This window comes from [Empedobacter] haloabium, assembly GCA_008011715.2.
Taxonomy (GTDB): Bacteria; Pseudomonadota; Gammaproteobacteria; order Burkholderiales; family Burkholderiaceae_D; genus Rugamonas; species Rugamonas haloabia.
Map to the genome: position 1 here is coordinate 5,108,046 of CP136508.1, position 16,350 is coordinate 5,124,395.

Annotated in this window: 14 protein-coding genes and 1 pseudogene; 9 read left to right on the top strand and 6 right to left on the bottom strand. The window is 66.3% G+C overall.

The annotated features are described in order from the left end of the window. The first annotated feature begins 26 nt into the window (after positions 1-26). The 5 genes and pseudogenes from E7V67_022180 to E7V67_022200 all read left to right on the top strand — a co-directional run bounded on the left by E7V67_022180 (position 27) and on the right by E7V67_022200 (position 5,369). The gene (locus E7V67_022180; GenBank protein WUR12384.1) at positions 27-344 is read left to right on the top strand and encodes a hypothetical protein; all 318 of its coding nucleotides are present in this window, start codon (positions 27-29) and stop codon (positions 342-344) included. 154 nt (positions 345-498) lie between these two features. Next, on the top strand, positions 499-1,140 hold the full coding sequence (locus tag E7V67_022185) for a PEP-CTERM sorting domain-containing protein (protein ID WUR12385.1): 642 nt from the start codon (positions 499-501) through the stop codon (positions 1,138-1,140). Between the two features lie 264 nt (positions 1,141-1,404). Then, positions 1,405-1,932, top strand: a complete 528-nt coding sequence (locus tag E7V67_022190; protein WUR12386.1) for a 2Fe-2S iron-sulfur cluster-binding protein — start codon at positions 1,405-1,407, stop codon at positions 1,930-1,932. Further along, positions 1,929-3,065, top strand: a complete 1,137-nt coding sequence (locus E7V67_022195) for a xanthine dehydrogenase family protein subunit M (protein WUR12387.1) — start codon at positions 1,929-1,931, stop codon at positions 3,063-3,065. The genes E7V67_022190 and E7V67_022195 overlap by 4 nt, the downstream gene beginning before the upstream one ends. Further along, positions 3,062-5,369 (top strand): annotated as a pseudogene (locus tag E7V67_022200) (xanthine dehydrogenase family protein molybdopterin-binding subunit). Before E7V67_022195 ends, E7V67_022200 begins: the two are co-directional and overlap by 4 nt. Positions 5,370-5,499: 130 nt before the next feature. On the opposite strand, the gene lpxO reads toward E7V67_022200, so the two are convergent. Further along, complete coding sequence (gene lpxO / locus E7V67_022205; protein WUR12388.1) at positions 5,500-6,399, bottom strand: lipid A hydroxylase LpxO; 900 nt, start codon at positions 6,397-6,399, stop codon at positions 5,500-5,502. A gap of 131 nt (positions 6,400-6,530) precedes the next feature. Here lpxO and rsgA point away from each other — a divergent pair, with 131 nt between their 5' ends. After that, entirely contained in the window at positions 6,531-7,580 is a 1,050-nt protein-coding gene (rsgA, locus tag E7V67_022210; protein WUR12389.1) for a ribosome small subunit-dependent GTPase A, read from the top strand. A 35-nt stretch (positions 7,581-7,615) separates the two neighbouring features. Here rsgA and E7V67_022215 read toward each other — a convergent pair whose 3' ends face one another. The 4 genes from E7V67_022215 to paoA all read right to left on the bottom strand — a co-directional run bounded on the left by E7V67_022215 (position 7,616) and on the right by paoA (position 13,571). Then, the gene (locus E7V67_022215; protein WUR12390.1) at positions 7,616-9,586 is read right to left on the bottom strand and encodes a prolyl oligopeptidase family serine peptidase; all 1,971 of its coding nucleotides are present in this window, start codon (positions 9,584-9,586) and stop codon (positions 7,616-7,618) included. A 142-nt stretch (positions 9,587-9,728) separates the two neighbouring features. Further along, the gene (gene paoC, locus E7V67_022220) at positions 9,729-11,933 is read right to left on the bottom strand and encodes an aldehyde oxidoreductase molybdenum-binding subunit PaoC (protein ID WUR12391.1); all 2,205 of its coding nucleotides are present in this window, start codon (positions 11,931-11,933) and stop codon (positions 9,729-9,731) included. A 4-nt stretch (positions 11,934-11,937) separates the two neighbouring features. Then, positions 11,938-12,891 carry a xanthine dehydrogenase family protein subunit M gene (locus tag E7V67_022225; GenBank protein WUR12392.1) on the bottom strand — a complete coding sequence of 318 codons (954 nt, stop codon included), beginning with the start codon at positions 12,889-12,891 and terminating at the stop codon, positions 11,938-11,940. Beyond that, on the bottom strand, positions 12,888-13,571 hold the full coding sequence (paoA, locus tag E7V67_022230; protein ID WUR12393.1) for an aldehyde dehydrogenase iron-sulfur subunit PaoA: 684 nt from the start codon (positions 13,569-13,571) through the stop codon (positions 12,888-12,890). The genes E7V67_022225 and paoA overlap by 4 nt, the downstream gene beginning before the upstream one ends. Before the next feature lie 194 nt (positions 13,572-13,765). Between paoA and E7V67_022235 the strand changes: the two genes are divergently transcribed. Continuing rightward, on the top strand, positions 13,766-14,137 hold the full coding sequence (locus E7V67_022235; GenBank protein ID WUR12394.1) for a YbaN family protein: 372 nt from the start codon (positions 13,766-13,768) through the stop codon (positions 14,135-14,137). Between the two features lie 44 nt (positions 14,138-14,181). After that, the gene (locus tag E7V67_022240; GenBank protein ID WUR12395.1) at positions 14,182-14,724 is read left to right on the top strand and encodes a hypothetical protein; all 543 of its coding nucleotides are present in this window, start codon (positions 14,182-14,184) and stop codon (positions 14,722-14,724) included. Between the two features lie 79 nt (positions 14,725-14,803). Here the strand turns inward: E7V67_022240 and E7V67_022245 are convergent, their stop codons facing one another. Beyond that, positions 14,804-15,520: a hypothetical protein gene (locus E7V67_022245; protein WUR12396.1), complete on the bottom strand. Its 717-nt coding sequence runs from the start codon at positions 15,518-15,520 to the stop codon at positions 14,804-14,806. Positions 15,521-15,656: 136 nt separating this feature from the next. Here E7V67_022245 and E7V67_022250 point away from each other — a divergent pair, with 136 nt between their 5' ends. Then, on the top strand, positions 15,657-16,136 hold the full coding sequence (locus tag E7V67_022250) for a DUF3016 domain-containing protein (GenBank protein ID WUR12397.1): 480 nt from the start codon (positions 15,657-15,659) through the stop codon (positions 16,134-16,136). The last annotated feature ends 214 nt before the right edge of the window (positions 16,137-16,350 follow it).

Below are 16,350 nucleotides of genomic sequence, written 5' to 3' on the forward strand. Positions count from 1 at the left end.
ACAGTAAGGTTTTGGAAGGAGATCGCATGCATCGACGTATCCTGCTGGCCGGGGCGGCCCTGGCACTCGTCGCGGCGCTGCCGGGCCGGGCCGCTGGCCGCGACATTCCGGCCGAGGCAAAGCGCGGCACGCTGACGCCCGGCTGGTTTCCCGACATTACGCTCGACGGCAGGCCGCGCCGGCTCGCGCCGGCGGCGCGCATCTTCAACCAGGACAACCTGGTCGAGGTGCCGGCCGCCCTGCGCGGTCGTGACCTGCCGGTGTGCTACACGGAGAACGCCGACGGCGACATCGACCGCATCTGGCTGCTCACGCCCGAGGAAGCGCGGCAGCGGCGGCGTTGACACTGTTGCGCCCGGCCTACATTTGCTTTATGGAAATTGCAATTTCATTGTTGCAATTTCACGATATTTCGTCTAGTATTTGATTTCGGCCAAAGAATCGCCGCTTTTCTCCTGTCTGCCCGCGAGCCCGGCACGCATTCCGAAAGAACCAATAATGACTATCGCTGCTGTTTCCAAAGCTGTACTGCTGAGTGCCGCGCTGCTCGCCGCCGGCTCCGCCCATGCCACGTTCAACAAGGGCAGCATCGGCAACGCCACCCTGGACGACGTCACCCTGGGTGGCGACATCGCGGACAAGCTGGTGTACTCCGGCCTGAACCCGATGAGCACGGGTTCGGCGTCGTTCAGCCTCGCCTTCTGGAACACGGGTTCGCTGTTCTGGAGCACGCTGGAAACGGTCGAAGGCAAATACCTGACCGACTACAGCTCGCGCTTCGACTTCACGTTCGGCAAGAGCGCCAGCGGCAAGACGGGGATCTGGTCGATCACCAACGTCAGCAAGAACTATGACGCCAACCTGGACCTGACGCTGGCCATCCACGCTTCCAACGCCAGCACGGCGTTCCTGTTCGACGAAACGAACATCAAGGCCGGCCAGACGCTGACCGGCACGTGGAACATCGAATGGCTGAACAACGGCGGCCAGGTGCCGGGCTTCTCGAACGCAGTGCTGTTCGGCCGCGACCTGAGCCTGACGAAGACCGTGTCGCCGATACCGGAACCGGCCACGCTGCCGATGCTGGCAGGCGGCCTGGCACTGGTCGCGCTGGCGGCCCGCCGCCGCGCCAAGAAATAAGAACGAAGAAGAAACATAGCAGTACCCTTCGGGCCCGCGACGCAAGTCGCGGGCTTTTTCTTTGGTGACAGGCATCTGCGTGTTTTAGCCAGCATGCCACTACATACCCCGCACTATGTGAACGAACGCACAACCAGCCCCGGCCATTAACCGTATCGTGACGGCTCACATCCGGGAGCCGCCGGGGTGACCTCCTGCGCCGCCGCTTGATGACCGTGCACCGGGTTTGCCCCGCGCTCCTCCACCCGACAAAGAGGATTCGCCATGCAAGCTCCCGAGCGTCATCCGCTGACGATCACCGTCAACGGCCGCGAGCACACACTGGAACTGGAAGCCTGGGTCACCCTGCTCGACCTGCTGCGCGAGCGGCTCGGCCTGACCGGTACCAAGAAGGGCTGCGACCACGGCCAGTGCGGTGCCTGCACCGTGCTGGTGGACGGCCGCCGCATCAACTCCTGCCTGACCCTGGCCGTGATGCAGGACGGGCGCAGCGTCACCACCATCGAAGGCCTGGCCGACGGCGACCGCCTGCATCCGCTGCAGCAGGCCTTCGTCGAACACGACGCCTTCCAGTGCGGCTACTGCACGCCAGGCCAGATCTGTTCGGCCGTGGGCCTGATCAACGAAGGCCAGGCCACCTGCTCGGCCGAGGTGCGTGAACTCATGAGCGGCAATATCTGCCGCTGCGGCGCCTATCCGCAGATCCTGCGTGCCGTCAGCCAGGTGGCCGGCATCGCGCCGGACAGCGAGAACGCCGAGCACGCGGTCGTGACCGGGACGGTGCCGGCATGAACCCGTTCGCCTACGCCCGCCCCACCGACCTGGACGCCGCATTGCGCCTGATTGCCGCCAACGCCGGCAAGGATGCCGCGCCGGCGGCCGCGCCCGCCCCGACAGCGCCGCCCGACCTGGCACCCGCCTTGAATGACGCCACGCCGGCGGCAGCCAACCAATATGAAGTGCGCTTCGTGGCCGGCGGCACCAACCTGCTCGACCTGCTGAAGGAAGGCGTGCAGGTCGCGCCGGCACTGGTCGACATCAATCGCCTGCCGTTCGACCGCATCGAGGAAACGCCGGACGGCGGCCTGCTGCTGGGCGCCCTCGCCCGCAACGCCGACACGGCCTACCACCCGCTGATAAAGGAACGCTATCCGCTGCTGGCGGACGCGATCCTGGCCGGCGCCTCGCCGCAGCTGCGCAATATGGCCAGCAACGGCGGCAACCTGCTGCAGCGCACGCGCTGCTACTACTTCTACGACGTGGCGACGCCCTGCAACAAGCGCACGCCCGGCAGCGGCTGCTCCGCCATCGGCGGCGTCACGCGCCAGCATGCGATCCTCGGCACTTCCGAGCACTGCATCGCCACCCATCCGTCCGACATGTGCGTGGCACTGGCCGCGCTGGAAGCGGTGGTGCACGTGCAGTCCGTGCGCGGCAAGCGCGAGATCGCGTTCGCCGACTTCCACCGCCTGCCGGGCGACCGCCCCGACGTCGATACCACCCTGGCGCCGGATGAACTGATCACGCACATCGCGCTGCCGCCGGCCGCGCAATTCGCCGGCCATTCGGCCTACCTGAAGCTGCGCGAGCGCCTGTCGTACGCCTTCGCGCTGGCCTCCGTCGCAGCCGCCCTCGAGATCGCGGCGGACGGCAGCATCGGCGCGGCGCGCATCGCCGTCGGCGGCGTCGCGCACAAGCCATGGCGTCGGCCGGAAGCCGAGCAATTGCTGCAAGGCCAACGGCCATCGGACGAGCTGTTCGGCCGCGTGGCCGACGCCCTCCTCGCGGGCGCCGTCGGCCGCGGCGCGAACGACTTCAAGATACCGCTGGCGAGGAACGCCATCGTGCGCGCGCTGCAAGTGGCGGCGCGCGGCACGGTGCGGAACTGGCGCGTCAGCACACCAGACCAGGGAGAACACGCATGACCGATCTGATCGAGGCTTTGAACGCGCCCGTCGCGGACCCCGGCACGGGCCCGGTGCGCACGGGTACGCCCGTGTCGCGGGTGGACGGCCGCGCCAAGGTGACGGGCCAGGCGAAATACGCCGCCGAACATCCCGCGCCGGACCTGGCGTATGGCGTCGTCGTCAGCAGCCCGGTGGCCAAGGGCCGCATCACGGCCATCCACACCGAGGACGCCTTGGCGGTGCCCGGCGTGGTGCAGGTGCTGACACACCTGAACCGCCCGAAAGTGCGTGGCTTCGACATCGCCTACAAGGACATGACGGCGCCCGCGGGCGCGCCATTCCGGCCGCTGTACGACGACGCGATCTTCTACAGCGGCCAGCCGGTCGCGCTGGTGGTGGCCGAGACGTTCGAGGCGGCCCGTTACGCGGCGGCCCTGGTGCGGCTGGAGGTCGCGCAGGAACCGCACGACACCAAGCTGTCCGCCAACCTGGACAAGGCCTACAAGCCCAAGCCCCTGAAAGCCGGCTTCGAGCCGCCGCCGGACGAGAAAGGCGATGCGGACAAGGCGTTCGCGCAAGCGCCCGTCAAGATCGACGCGGAGTTCTACAGCGGCGTCGAGCACCACAACCCGATGGAGATGTTCGCCTCCACGGTGATCCGCGAACCGGACGACCACCTGACGATCTACGACAAGACGCAAAGCTCGCAGAACAGCCGCTGGTACGTGTCGCACGTGTTCGGGCTGTCAAAGAACAAGGTCACCGTGCGCAATCCGTATGTGGGCGGCGCGTTCGGTTCCGGCCTGCGGCCGCAATACCAATTGACCCTGGCCGTGATGGCGGCGCTGCACCTGAAGCGCTCCGTGCGCGTGGTACTGACGCGCCAGCAGATGTTCAGCTTCGGCCACCGTCCGGAAACGCTGCAGCGGGTGAAACTGGCGGCGGAGCGCGACGGCACGCTGCGCTCGATCTACCACCAGGCCATCGCCGAGACGTCGCCGATCGAGGACTACGTGGAAGTCGTCGTCAACTGGTCGGGTCTGCTGTACGCCTGCGACAACATCAAGTTCGACTACAAAGTCGTCAAGCTGGACCAGTACACGCCGATCGACATGCGCGCGCCCGGCGCCGCGCACGGCGTGCACGCGCTGGAAGTGGCGATGGACGAGCTGTCCTACGCGCTCGGCATGGACCCGCTGCAGCTGCGCCTGAAGAACTACGCGGACAAGGCGCCGGTCGAGGACAAGCCCTATTCCAGCAAGGAGCTGCGTGCCTGCTACGAGCTGGGTGCCAAGCGCTTCGGCTGGGACAAGCGACCCTTGAATCCGCGCGCCATGAAGGAAGGAACGGAGCTGGTCGGCTGGGGCATGGCGACCGGCGTGTGGGATGCGATGCAGATGTTCGCCCGCGCCAGCGCCGTGCTGCACGCGGACGGAAAGCTGGTGGTGTCGAGCGCCGCCACCGACATCGGCACCGGTACCTACACGGTGATGGCGATGATCGCCGCCGAGGCGATGGGCCTGCCGCTGGAGGACGTCACGTTCCAGCTGGGCGATTCGACCTTGCCGGTGGCGCCGATCGAGGGCGGCTCTTCGCACGTGACGACGGTGGGCTCGGCCGTTGCCGGCGTGTGCGAGAAGCTGCAGAAAACGATCCTGAAGCATGCGCAGAAGCTGAACGACTCACCGTTCGCCAAGGCGAAAATGCGTGACGTGGAATTCGTGGGCGGCGCGCTGCGGCTGAAGAAGCAGCCGGAGGTGGCGCTGCCGCTGACGGCCATCCTGAACGACAGCGGCGTGGTGCGGCTGGAGGAAAAATACCTGATGCTGCCGAATATGCTCAAGCAGCGCAAATTCCGCCGCCTGGTGCATTCGGCCGTGTTCGTGGAGGTGCGGGTGGACGAGGAGCTGGGCGTGGTGCGCGTCACCCGCGTGGTCAGCGCCATCGCCGCGGGCCGCATCATGAACCTGAAGACCGCCACCAGCCAGGTGGTGGGCGGCATCGTCTGGGGCATCAGCCAGGCGCTGCACGAGGAGAGCTACACCGACTCTTATACACCGCTTCGGGCGCTTCGTCAACCACAACCTGTCGGAATACCACGTGCCCGTCAATGCGGACATCCACGCGATCGACGTGATGTTCGCGCAGGAGGACGACCGTATCGTCAGCCGGCTGGGTGCGAAAGGGGTGGGGGAAATCGGGATCGTGGGCGTGGCGGCGGCGATCAGCAACGCCATCTACCACGCCACCGGGCGGCGCCTGCGCAGCACACCGATGACGCCGGACAAGGTACTGGCCGGGTCGGACAGCAGCAAGGTCTAGGGTCTGTCCCCCTTGCGGGGACTGACCCTGAAGTTTATCGTCATTGCCCGGAACGGCAGCCAAACTTCGGGGTCAGTCCCTGTGCAGGGACAGACCCCAGCGGCATCAGCAGCCGTGCCAAGTCATTAAATTAAATCTTCCAGATCAACACACCCAGGCCAACGATCAACGCCACCTTGGTGATCTTGTACACGGTCTTGTTCCACGCCTTGAAGCGGCGGCGGTACTTACCCGCATAGAACGACACGCGGAACAGCTTCGACACCAGTCCCACCTGGTCGCCCGTCTCGTTGGGCGACGCGGCCGCCGTCATCATGGTCTTGCCGAGGAAGCGGTTGACGGCTTGCGCCCAGCGGAAGCGCATCGGGCGTTCGACGTCGCAGAACAGGATGATGCGGTCGCTCTCGCTGCCGTTGATCGCCCAGTGGATGTACGTCTCGTCGAACATCACACCCTGGCCATCGCGCCAGCTGTGCTTGATGCCGTCGACGTCGATGAAGCAGCGGTCGTCGTTCGGCGTGGCCAGGCCCAGGTGGTAACGCAGCGAGCCGGCGAACGGGTCGCGGTGCGGATTGAGCTTGCCGCCCGGCGGCAGCTCCGCGAACATCGCCGCCTTCACGGACGGAATCCCCTGCAGCAACGCATGCGTTTGCGGGCACAGTTGCGCCGCCGACGGATGGCTGGCGTTGTACCACTTCAGGTAGAAGCGCTTCCAGCCGGCCTTGAAGAAGGAGTTGAAGCCGGCGTCGTCGTTCTGCTCCGAGGCCTTGATCTTCTGCAGGCGCAGCAGGTTCTCGGCTTCGGCGCGGATCACCTGCCAGTTCTGCTGCAGCGGCGCCAGTTCAGGGAAATCAGTGACGGGCAGGTACGGGGTCGACGGCACCCGCGAGAACGAGTGCATGAAGATATTGATAGGCGCCATGAACGACGAGTGGTCGAACAACTGGCGGCCGAACGGCAGGCGCACGCGGCCGCGGAAGTGGATGTGCAGGACGGACAGGATGTAAAAACCGACAATTGCCCATTTCATGGTGCAGTACCTTGGAAGCTCGAAACCGGACATTTTAGCGCAGGTTGTCCCGTCCGCTCCGGCCGTGCTTGACCGGCGCCCGTGCCCCGCCTACACTGTATTGCTTTTTCAATAACAGCAAGGCGGCCGGCATGTCATACTCCTTCTTGCAGCGCCTCGGCTGGTGCAACGCGTTCCTGCAACAGCTGTCGTTCGACGAACTGTGTTCCGACAGCACGGTCGGGCATCTCGCCCGCGTCACGGCCGTGCATCGCAACCGCGTCGAGGCGATCGGCGTGGAAGGCGAACGCTCGATCGTCGTCCCGGCGCCGTTCCAGCCCGTCAGCCAGCACCTGGCCGTGGGCGACTGGGTGCTGGCCGAGGACGCCAGCGAGCATTATCGGCTGCGCCGCATCCTCGAGCCGAAGAACCGCATCCGCCGCATCAACCACGGGCTGCCGCAGGTGATTGCCGCCAACGTCGATTACCTGTGGATCGTCACCAGCGCCAACGAGGAATTCAACGTCAAGCGCTTGCAGCGCTACCTGGCCCTGGCGCATGAATTCGCCATCGTTCCCGTCGTGATCCTGACCAAGATCGATCTCTGCGCCGACCTGGACGATTACCTGGCCCGCGTGCACGCCGTGGGCGCGGACCACGTGCATGCGCTCAGCGTGCATGTACCCGCCACGCTGGGTGTGCTGCAGAACTACCTGGCCGAAGGCACGACGATTGCCTTGGTCGGCTCCTCCGGCGTCGGCAAGTCGACGTTGGTCAACGCGATGTTCGCCATGACGCTGCCCACCCGCGAGATCCGGACGCACGACGCGCGCGGCAAGCACACGACGACGCACCGCGAGCTGTTTTTCACGGACGGCGGCGTGGCGATCGTCGATACGCCAGGCATGCGCGAACTGCAGTTGTACGACGGCGAACAAGGGATCGAGCGCACGTTCAGCTCGATCGTCGAGCTGGCGCGAAGCTGCCGCTACGGCGACTGCAGCCATGAGAACGAACCCGGCTGCGCGATCCGCCAGGCCATTGCCGACGGCGCGATCGCGCAGGCGCATTTCGACAATTACCGGAAGCTTGCCCGGGAAGAGGCATCACAACAGCGTCGCTCGCTGGGCGCCCACGCGGTCAAGGAACATACCCGCGCCTACTTCAAGAAAATCCATAGCCACAACAAATTGAAGTACTAAGGCCGGCAGACCGGGCCGCATGCCGGCCCGGCGCCTTATTGCAGGTGCTTGGCCAGGAAGCGTTCCACGCGCTGGTAGAAGTCGATCCGGTTGTTTTCGTGGTACAGGCCATGTCCTTCGTTCGGATACACGATCCATTCCGGCGGCGTGGCCAGCGCGCTGCGCAGGCGCTGCGCATGCTCGATCGGTACGCGCCGGTCTTCATAACCGTGCGCGATCAGCAGCGGGTTTTTCAGCTTGTCGGCCAGCGCCACCGGCGAGTTCTGCTTCAATACTTCCGCGTCCTTGTCCGGGTCGCCGATCAGCGTCGGCAGCTCGTAGCGCAGATGCTGCTCCGGGTCGTTCGAACGGGCCGACGTAAACATCAGGCCGATGTCGGTGATACCGGAAGCGTCGATCCCGCAGCGGAACAATTCGGGATTGCGGATCAGTCCCATCAGGCTGGCGTAGCCGCCGTAGCTGGTGCCCATGATGGCCACGCGTTTCGGGTCCGCCAGGCCCTGCTTGATCGCCCATTGGGCGGTGTCGGCGAGGTCGTCCTGCATCGTGCGGCCCCATTGACGCCAGCCGGCACGGTAGTGGGCGTAGCCAAAACCGGTGCTGCCGCGGTACTCCGGCTGCAGCACCAGATAGCCGCGCGACGCCAGGAATTGCGCCTCGTTTTCCCACTCCCACGAGCTGCCGCGCACCCAAGGGCCGCCGTGGACCAGCACCACCGTCGGCAGCGGTCCTTTCGGCTTGCCCGGCGGAGTCGTGACGTAGACCGGAATCGACAAGCCGTCGCGGGCCGCGAAGCGCTGGAAGTCGCGCGTGCCCATGTCGGCGCGCTTGATGTCGGGATGTTCGCTGCCCAGGCTGACGACCTGGTTGGTCGCCGGCGTGTAGACCAGGTATTGCGTCGGGTCGCGGTCGGACGAGGCCTGCACCAATAGGGCCGGCGCGTTACGGCAGTCGTTCTCGCACAGGATGCGGTTGCTCATGCCAGGCACCAGCGCATCGATTTTCTGCTGCAGCGCCTTCATGGCCGGATCGAACCAGACCGTCGACTTCGCATCGGTACGGATGTGCAGCCCGAGCAGCGCTTTCGCGCGGTAATCCAGCACGGGATCGCCGTTGAAGTCGAAGCCGTCCAGCACGACCAGCGGCTCGGCCGACCGTTGGGCCTTGGCGATATCGAAGGTGTACAGGGCCCCCGTGCCCTTGTACCCCCCGGCCACGTACAAGGTGTTGCGGCTGTCGAAGAACTGGGGCACGACGCGCGCATCGGTGTAGCAGTCGGCGTTGCTGATCTGGGACCATTGCTTGCTGGCCTTGTCGAAGTGGGAGACGATGCAGCGGCCCTTGTCCTTCGAGTAAGCGATGCGCGGCGTATCGTCGGCGTCGACCAGCCAGCCCGTCACCCGCGCAGGCTGACTGCCTGGCAGCAAGTCGGACAGGGTGCGGCTCTTGGTATCGAGCCGGTACAGCCGCGACGACTCCGACATGATGTCGGTATTGTTCCACAGGTGCTTCGTGACGATGATATCGTCGGAGCCGTCGTGCGTGGGCCCGAAATAGGTATATTGCGCCGTCAGCACGCGCGACTTCATGTGCGACCCGATGGTCTCCTGCCGATGACGCCAGTTACCGGAAATCAGATGTGTCATCAAGCTGCCGTCGCGATTGACGGCGAATTCATCCCAGTTGCCGATGAATTCAGTACGCATGTCCTTGACGGTAAAGCCCAGGCGATCCTCGTTGATCCAGTGCAGCGCCGTAATCGGCGCATCCTCGCCCTGCGACACGGCCGGCACCGTCACCACCGACAGATTGCGCGTGTCGCGCACGGCGATCATCTGCTTGCGTTTCTCGTCCGTATATAAATAGGCGACAAAGTTGCCTTTCGGCGAAATTGTCGCCTTGCTGACGGTGGGCATGCCGAAGAAGGCCGCAGCCGGCGGCGCCGCGTGGGCCAGGTTGGCGGCAAGGATCGCTGCCACGGCGGCACTGAGATGACGAGGATTCATATAGCGGGTATTAAATGTCGGATCGACAATTCTCAATGCCCGCATATCGAAAAGTCAAGCTGCGATATTCACTGGCCGGATTTTCCTGTTGCGTCGAAGTGGAATCTCTCCAAATACCACGGCTATCGAATAAAAAGCCGCATCAGGCCACCTGCGGCAGTTTATCGATCATTTTATCGAGGGTCAGCGGATAATCGCGGATGCGAACCCCGGTGGCGTTGTAGATCGCATTCGCGACCGCCGCCGCCACGCCGCAGATGCCCAGCTCGCCCACGCCCTTGGCCTTCATCGGCGACGAGATCGGGTCGGTCTCGTCCAGGAAGATCACCTCCTGGTGCGGGATGTCCGCGTTCACCGGCACCTCGTAGCTGGCCAGGTCGTGGTTGACGAAGAAGCCGACGCGCTTGTCCACCACCAGGTGTTCCATCAGCGCCGCCCCCACGCCCATCGTCATCGCGCCGATCACCTGGCTGCGCGCCGATTTCGGGTTCAGGATGCGGCCGGCCGCGCACACCGCGAGCATGCGCCGCACCCGCACCTCGCCCGTGTAGGCATCCACCGCCACCTCGACGAAGTGGGCGCCGAACGTGGACTGCTGGTACTTCTTGTCCAGGTCACCGAATTCGATCGTGTCCTCCGCCACCAGTTCCGCGCCAGCGGCGGCCTGGCGCAGCGGCAGCGACTGGCCGCCCGCCTTGACCATGCCGTCCGCGAACTGCGCGCTGGCCGGATCGAGGCCCAGCTTCTGGCAGACGACGTCGCGCAGCTTGACGCAGGCGGCGTAGACGCCCGAAGTCGAGCTGTTGCCGCCCCACTGCCCGCCCGAGCCGGCCGACACCGGATAGGCGGAGTCGCCCAGCTTGACGACAACCTGGTCCAGCCCCACGCCCATCATCTCGGCCGCCGTTTGCGCGATGATCGTGTAGCTGCCGGTGCCGATGTCGGTCATGTCCGTCTCGACCGTGACGACGCCGTCCGGCCCCAGGCGCACGCGCGCGCCGGACTTGCCGACCAGGTTGTTGCGGAAGGCGGAGGCCACGCCCAGGCCGACCAGCCAGCGGCCGTCGCGCACTTGCCCCGGTTGCGCGTTACGCTTGTTCCAGCCGAAGCGCTCCATGCCGAGGCGCATGCACTCGACGAAGCGGCGCTGCGAGAACTTGCGGCCGGGTTTTTCCGGGTCGACCGTCGTGTCGTTGATGATGCGGAACATGACCGGGTCCATCTTCAGCTTTTCCGCCATCTCGTCGATGGCGATCTCCAGCGCCATCATGCCGGGCGCCTCGCCGGGGGCGCGCATCGCGTTTCCCTCCGGCAGATCGAGCACCGCCAGGCGCAGGCGCGTCAGCCGGTTCGGCCCCGCGTACAGCAAGCGGGTCTGGTTGACGGCCGTCTCCGGCTTCCCGCCGGGCAGGTCGCCCGACCAGCTTTCGTGCGCGATGGCCGTGATGCGGCCCTCGCGCGTGGCGCCGATGCGCAGGCGCTGGATCGTGGCCGGCCGGTGCGTCGTGTTGTTGATCATCAGGGCGCGCTGCAGCGCCACCTTGACGGGGCGCCCCACCGAGCGCGCCGCCAGCGCGGCCAGCAGCGCCTCGGCGCGAATCCACAGCTTGCCGCCGAAGCCGCCGCCGATGTAGGGCGAAATCAGCCGCACATTGGCCTTCGGGATGCCGAGCGTCTTGGCCATGTCGCCCACGCTCCAGTCGATCATCTGGTTGGCCGTCCAGATCGTGACCTTGTTCCCTTCCCAGCGCGCGATCGACGCGTGCGGCTCCATCATCGCGTGCGACTGGTCCGGCGTGGTGTAGGTGGCGTCCAGCTTCACGGGCGCGCTGTCGAAGGCGCTGGCGAACGCGCCGGTCTTGGTCTCCGGCGGGTCTTCCTCCTTCTTCGGTACCTTGGCCGTGTCCTTGGCGGCGGCCAGGTCGTAGGCGCCCTGCTCCTTCACGTACTCCACCTTGATCAGGTGGGCGGCGGCCCGGGCCTGCTCGAACGTCTCGGCCACGACCAGCGCCACCGCCTGGTGGTAGTGCTCGATCTTCGGCCCGCCCAGCAGGGTGGCCGTGTTGTACTTGCCCTTGCCCAGCTTGCCGGCGTTGTCCGCCGTGATGACGGTGAGGACGCCGGGCGCGCGTTTGGCGGTGGCGATATCCATCGACTTGACGCGGCCCTTGGCGATGGCGGAACCGAGCACGTAGCCGTAGGCCGCGTTGGGGGCCACCTCGTGCTGCTCGTAGGCGTAACGGGCGGTGCCGGTCGTCTTGCGGGGGCCGTCGATGCGGTCGACAGGCTGGCCGACGACCTTCAGCTGGTCGATCGGGTTGGTGGTGGCAGGCGTGGCAAACTTCATCGCATCATCCTTTCTTCGCTTCCGCCAGCACCGCCTCGAGCGTGCGCCGGACCAGGGGAATCTTGAACGCGTTCTCCGCGGTCGTCTTGGCGCCAGCCAGCAGTTGCTCGACCACGGCCTGGCCGCCGCGCGGCAGCTGCGCGTCCGCCGCCGGCACGCGCCATGGCTTGTGGGCGACACCGCCCAGCGCCACGGCGCCACGGCCGTCCGGCTGGACGATGGCGGCCACCGAAACCAGCGCGAAGGCGTAGGAGGCGCGGTCACGCACCTTGCGGTAGAAGTGCTTGCCGCCGACCGGTTTCGGCAGGGTCACCGCGGTGATCAGCTCACCGGGCGCCAGCGTGTGCTCCACGTGCGGCGTGTTGCCGGGCAGGCGGTGGAAGTCGGCGATGGGGATGACGCGCGTGGCGCCGTCCGGCTTGACCGTCTCGACGTTTGCGTCCAGCACGCGCATGGCCACCGCCATGTCGCTGGGATGGGTGGCGATGCAGGCATCGCTGGCGCCGACGATGGCATGGCCGCGCGTGTAGCCGCCGATGGCGGCGCAACCGCTGCCGGGGGCGCGCTTGTTGCAGGCCATGTTCGTATCGTAGAAGTACGGGCAGCGGGTGCGCTGCAGCAGGTTGCCGGCCGTGGTGGCCTTGTTGCGCAGCTGCTGCGAGGCGCCGGCCAGCAGTGCGCGCGACAGCACCGCGTAGTCGCGCCGCACGCGCTGGTCGGCCGCCAGGTCGGTGTTGCGCACCAGGGCACCGATGCGCAGGCCGCCATCGGCCGTCGGCTCGATGCGGTCGAGGCCCAGGCCGTTGACGTCCACCAGGTGCGGCGGTGTCTCGATCTCCAGCTTCATCAGGTCCAGCAGGTTGGTGCCGCCGGCGATGAAGCGGGCGCCGTTGACGCGCAGGACGGCGGCCGCCGCTTCGGCGGGCGTGCGCGCCCGTTCGTAGGTGAAGACCTTCATGCCTTCCTCCCCGCGACTTCGACGATCGCATCGACGATGTTGGAATAGGCGCCGCAGCGGCAGATATTGCCGCTCATGCGCTCGCGGATTTCCGCCTCGGTCAGTTGCGGTGCGCGTGCCAGGTCGTCCGTCACGTGGCTCGGCAGGCCCCGGCGGATTTCGTCCAGCACCGAGACGGCGGAACAGATCTGGCCGGGCGTGCAGTAGCCGCACTGGTAGCCGTCGTGCTTGACGAAGGCGGCCTGCATCGGATGCAGCTTGGCCGGCGTACCCAGGCCCTCGATGGTCGTGACCTGGGCACCCTGGTGCATCACGGCCAGGGTCAGGCAGGAATTGATGCGGCGGCCGTCCACGATCACCGTGCAGGCGCCGCACTGGCCCTGGTCGCAGCCTTTCTTGGTGCCCGTCAAGTGCAAGTGCTCGCGCAAGGCATCGAGCAGCGTCGTGCGCGTGTCGACCTTGAGCTGGCGCTGCTGGCCGTTCACCGTTAGCGCTACCTCGGTGGTGACGGGTGGCGTCGGGGTATCGGTGCGCGCATCGCTGCGTGTGTCGGCCGGCTGCGCCTGGCCGCCGGCGACGGCGGGTACGGCCGCCACCGTGGCGGAAACGGCGCCCGCGATCAGCAGGTCGCGCCGGGTGAGCTTGACGTCGCCCGTCGGTGATTCGATGTGGTCATCCATGATTCGATCCTGTGGCTGGGTGTTGGGCCTGGCCGGGCCGGCTGGAAAGTTATCTTAAAGGCATTCCGAAAAACGATTAGCACGTTTGACCGGCATAGTCTTATGAGCGCAGTTCATGAATGACCGGGAGGTGTGCTCGTGCAAGCGGGCCGCGCTTGGGTTACGCTGCGCATTGACCTCTCTTCTGGACATCGATGAAGCACCTGCTCAACCTCATAGGCTGCATCGCCGTCGTGCTGGCGGTGTTCGGCGTGTTCCTGCCGCTGCTGCCGACGACGCCATTCCTGCTGCTGGCCTCCGCCTGCTTCGTGCGCGGCTCGCCGCGCCTGCACAACTGGCTGCGCACGAACCGCGTGTTCGGTGCCTACCTGCGCGATTACGAGGACGGACGCGGCATCCCGCTGCGCGGCAAGATTGTCGTGCTGGTGTTGATGTGGGCTTCGCTGGGCTGGTCGATGACGCGCGTGCCGCACGTCGCGCTGGTGCTGCTGCTGGCCGCCATCGGCACGGGGGTGACGGTGTACCTGGTCCGGTATGTGCCGACGATGCGCACTACGCGCCGATAGCAACCCTGGCGTAGAATGCCGTTTTTGCAACTTCGAACTGATCCATGCATTTCTCTTTCCTGCGTCCGCTCGCGCTGACGGCGCTGCTGCTCGCCGGCGCCAACGCCGGCGCCGCCACCCCATCCTGCCAGGCCGAACTGGGCGACGCCCGCGCCGCCCAGCTGGTCAACCAGTGCATCCTCGTATCACCCGCCACGCGGCCACCCTGCAATGCCGCCAACAGCTGCCAGCTGATCGAGGGAGAGATCCTGCGCAGCTGCGCGCTGCTGGAGGGGAAAGCGCCGGCCTTTTGCGGCGCGCCGGCCAAGAGCGGCACGGTGGAGGGTTACCTGGTGGGCGGCGGCGGTATCGACAACATGAGCCTGCGGATCCGGCGCGACGACGGCAAGCGCGTCTCGGCCTGGTGCGGTAATTGCGGCGACTGGTTCCGCGACACCGGCGAGAACGAAATCCAGGCGCTGAAGCCGGCCTACCTCGGCAAGCGCGTGCGCGTGGTCGTGCAGGTGCGCCGCAATGGCGGAGCGCTGGCCGGTCCTGGCGAGGACGACATGGAGCCGTTCATCCAGTCCGTGCAGTTTCTCAAGTAAGGCAACGCCTAACAGCCGAGGCCGTGTCCCACCCCGGGGTCAGTCACCAGAACGGGACACGAACTGAGCGGAAGGGGCTTTACTCGCCCTTCTCGTACTGCCCGCGCCACCCTTCCGGCTCCGTCACGCGCAGCTTGCCGCCGTCGTTCTTCAGCCGCATCGTCTTGAACGCCTGCGGCATCAGCACTTCCGGGTTGGTGACCGTGAAGCCGGCCAGGCGCTGCGACGCGCGCTGCGACGGCACCGCCAGCCATTGCCATGCCGCGTCCGAGCCCTCCAGGCGCAGGCCGACACGGGTCCACTGCTCCTGCGCCGGCATCTGCACGATGGCGTCGCCATTGCGCTTGCTGACGGCCGTCGCGCGCTTGCCGCTGGCGCTCTCGAACTGCACCTCGACGCCGGGCAGCGGGCCCTGGCGAGGGAAGCCGACGATGGCGATCCAGCTGCCCGGTTCCGCCGGCTTCGTGCCTTGGTAGTCTTCTTCCGCGAAGCTGGCGAACGTCGGCGCCTGGGTCGGCTGCGCGCTGGTCAGCGTGATCTCGTCGCCCTTGGCGACCCAGGTGCCGGTCGCCATCTGGTCGTCGGCGCCGTAGCTGAGCGACCATTCGAACTTGCCGTCCTTCTTCAGCAGCAGTTCCGACCCCACTTCCGTCATGCCGTGCAGGTAGTAATGGCCTGGCAACGCGCCGCTGGCGGCGCTGGCAGCGACGGGGGCCTTGGCGGCCGGCGCGCACAGCGCCGGGGCGGAAAAGATCAGGGCCAGCAGGGTGGCGGCGGAGGCAAGTGTGGTGGACATGGCGGTCGGATCGGTTGGCGATGCGCCGCAGATGGGGCCAGGGTACGCGATTGCAATAGTATCAATGTGGTGGCGGGCGAAGCGCGGCCTGCGATCGGCGTATATTCACGCTGACCGCCTGTTATCTGGAGCCGATATGATCCGTTACCTTTGCCGCGCCGCGGCGAGCGTCGCCTTGCTGTTCGCCGCGGGCGGCGCCAGCGCCGGCGCCACCGTCACCTACGCACACCCGGAAAAGATGACGGACGTGCCCCGCTATCCGTCGGACCGCGAACAGATGGAACTCACGCTGCGCGAACATCTGGAGCAGCTCTCGGCCCGGCTGCCGGCAGGACAACAGTTGATCGTGGATTTCCTCGACATCGACCTGGCCGGCGACGTGTTCCCGCGCGTGCCCGTGCAGGACATCCGCGTGCTGAAGGGACGCGCCGACTGGCCGCGCATGCACCTGCGCTGGCGCATCGAGCAGGACGGCACCGTGCTGCGGAGCGGCGAGCGCGAGTTGTCCGATCCGAACTACCTGATGAATTCCAGCCGCCACGACCGCGAGCTGTACGCGCACGAGAAGAACCTGCTGGACGACTGGTTCCGCAAGGAGTTCCTGGCCAGCCGCTGAACCCGCCGGCGCGGCAGTCGTCGCGCCACCCCACTGTTTCGCTGTTCGAAACGCTCCTCCACTGTCCCTTGCTTTTTTGATGTCAACACGCCACAACCGCGTGTTGCGCGATGCTGCGCCCCTGTAGTTGTTGACAGGTCTCCTACCTCGAAAATACAGTTTCATTTCCGATTAGATCGTTTCGTCAACCGAAACCTCATCAGGAAATGCGGCC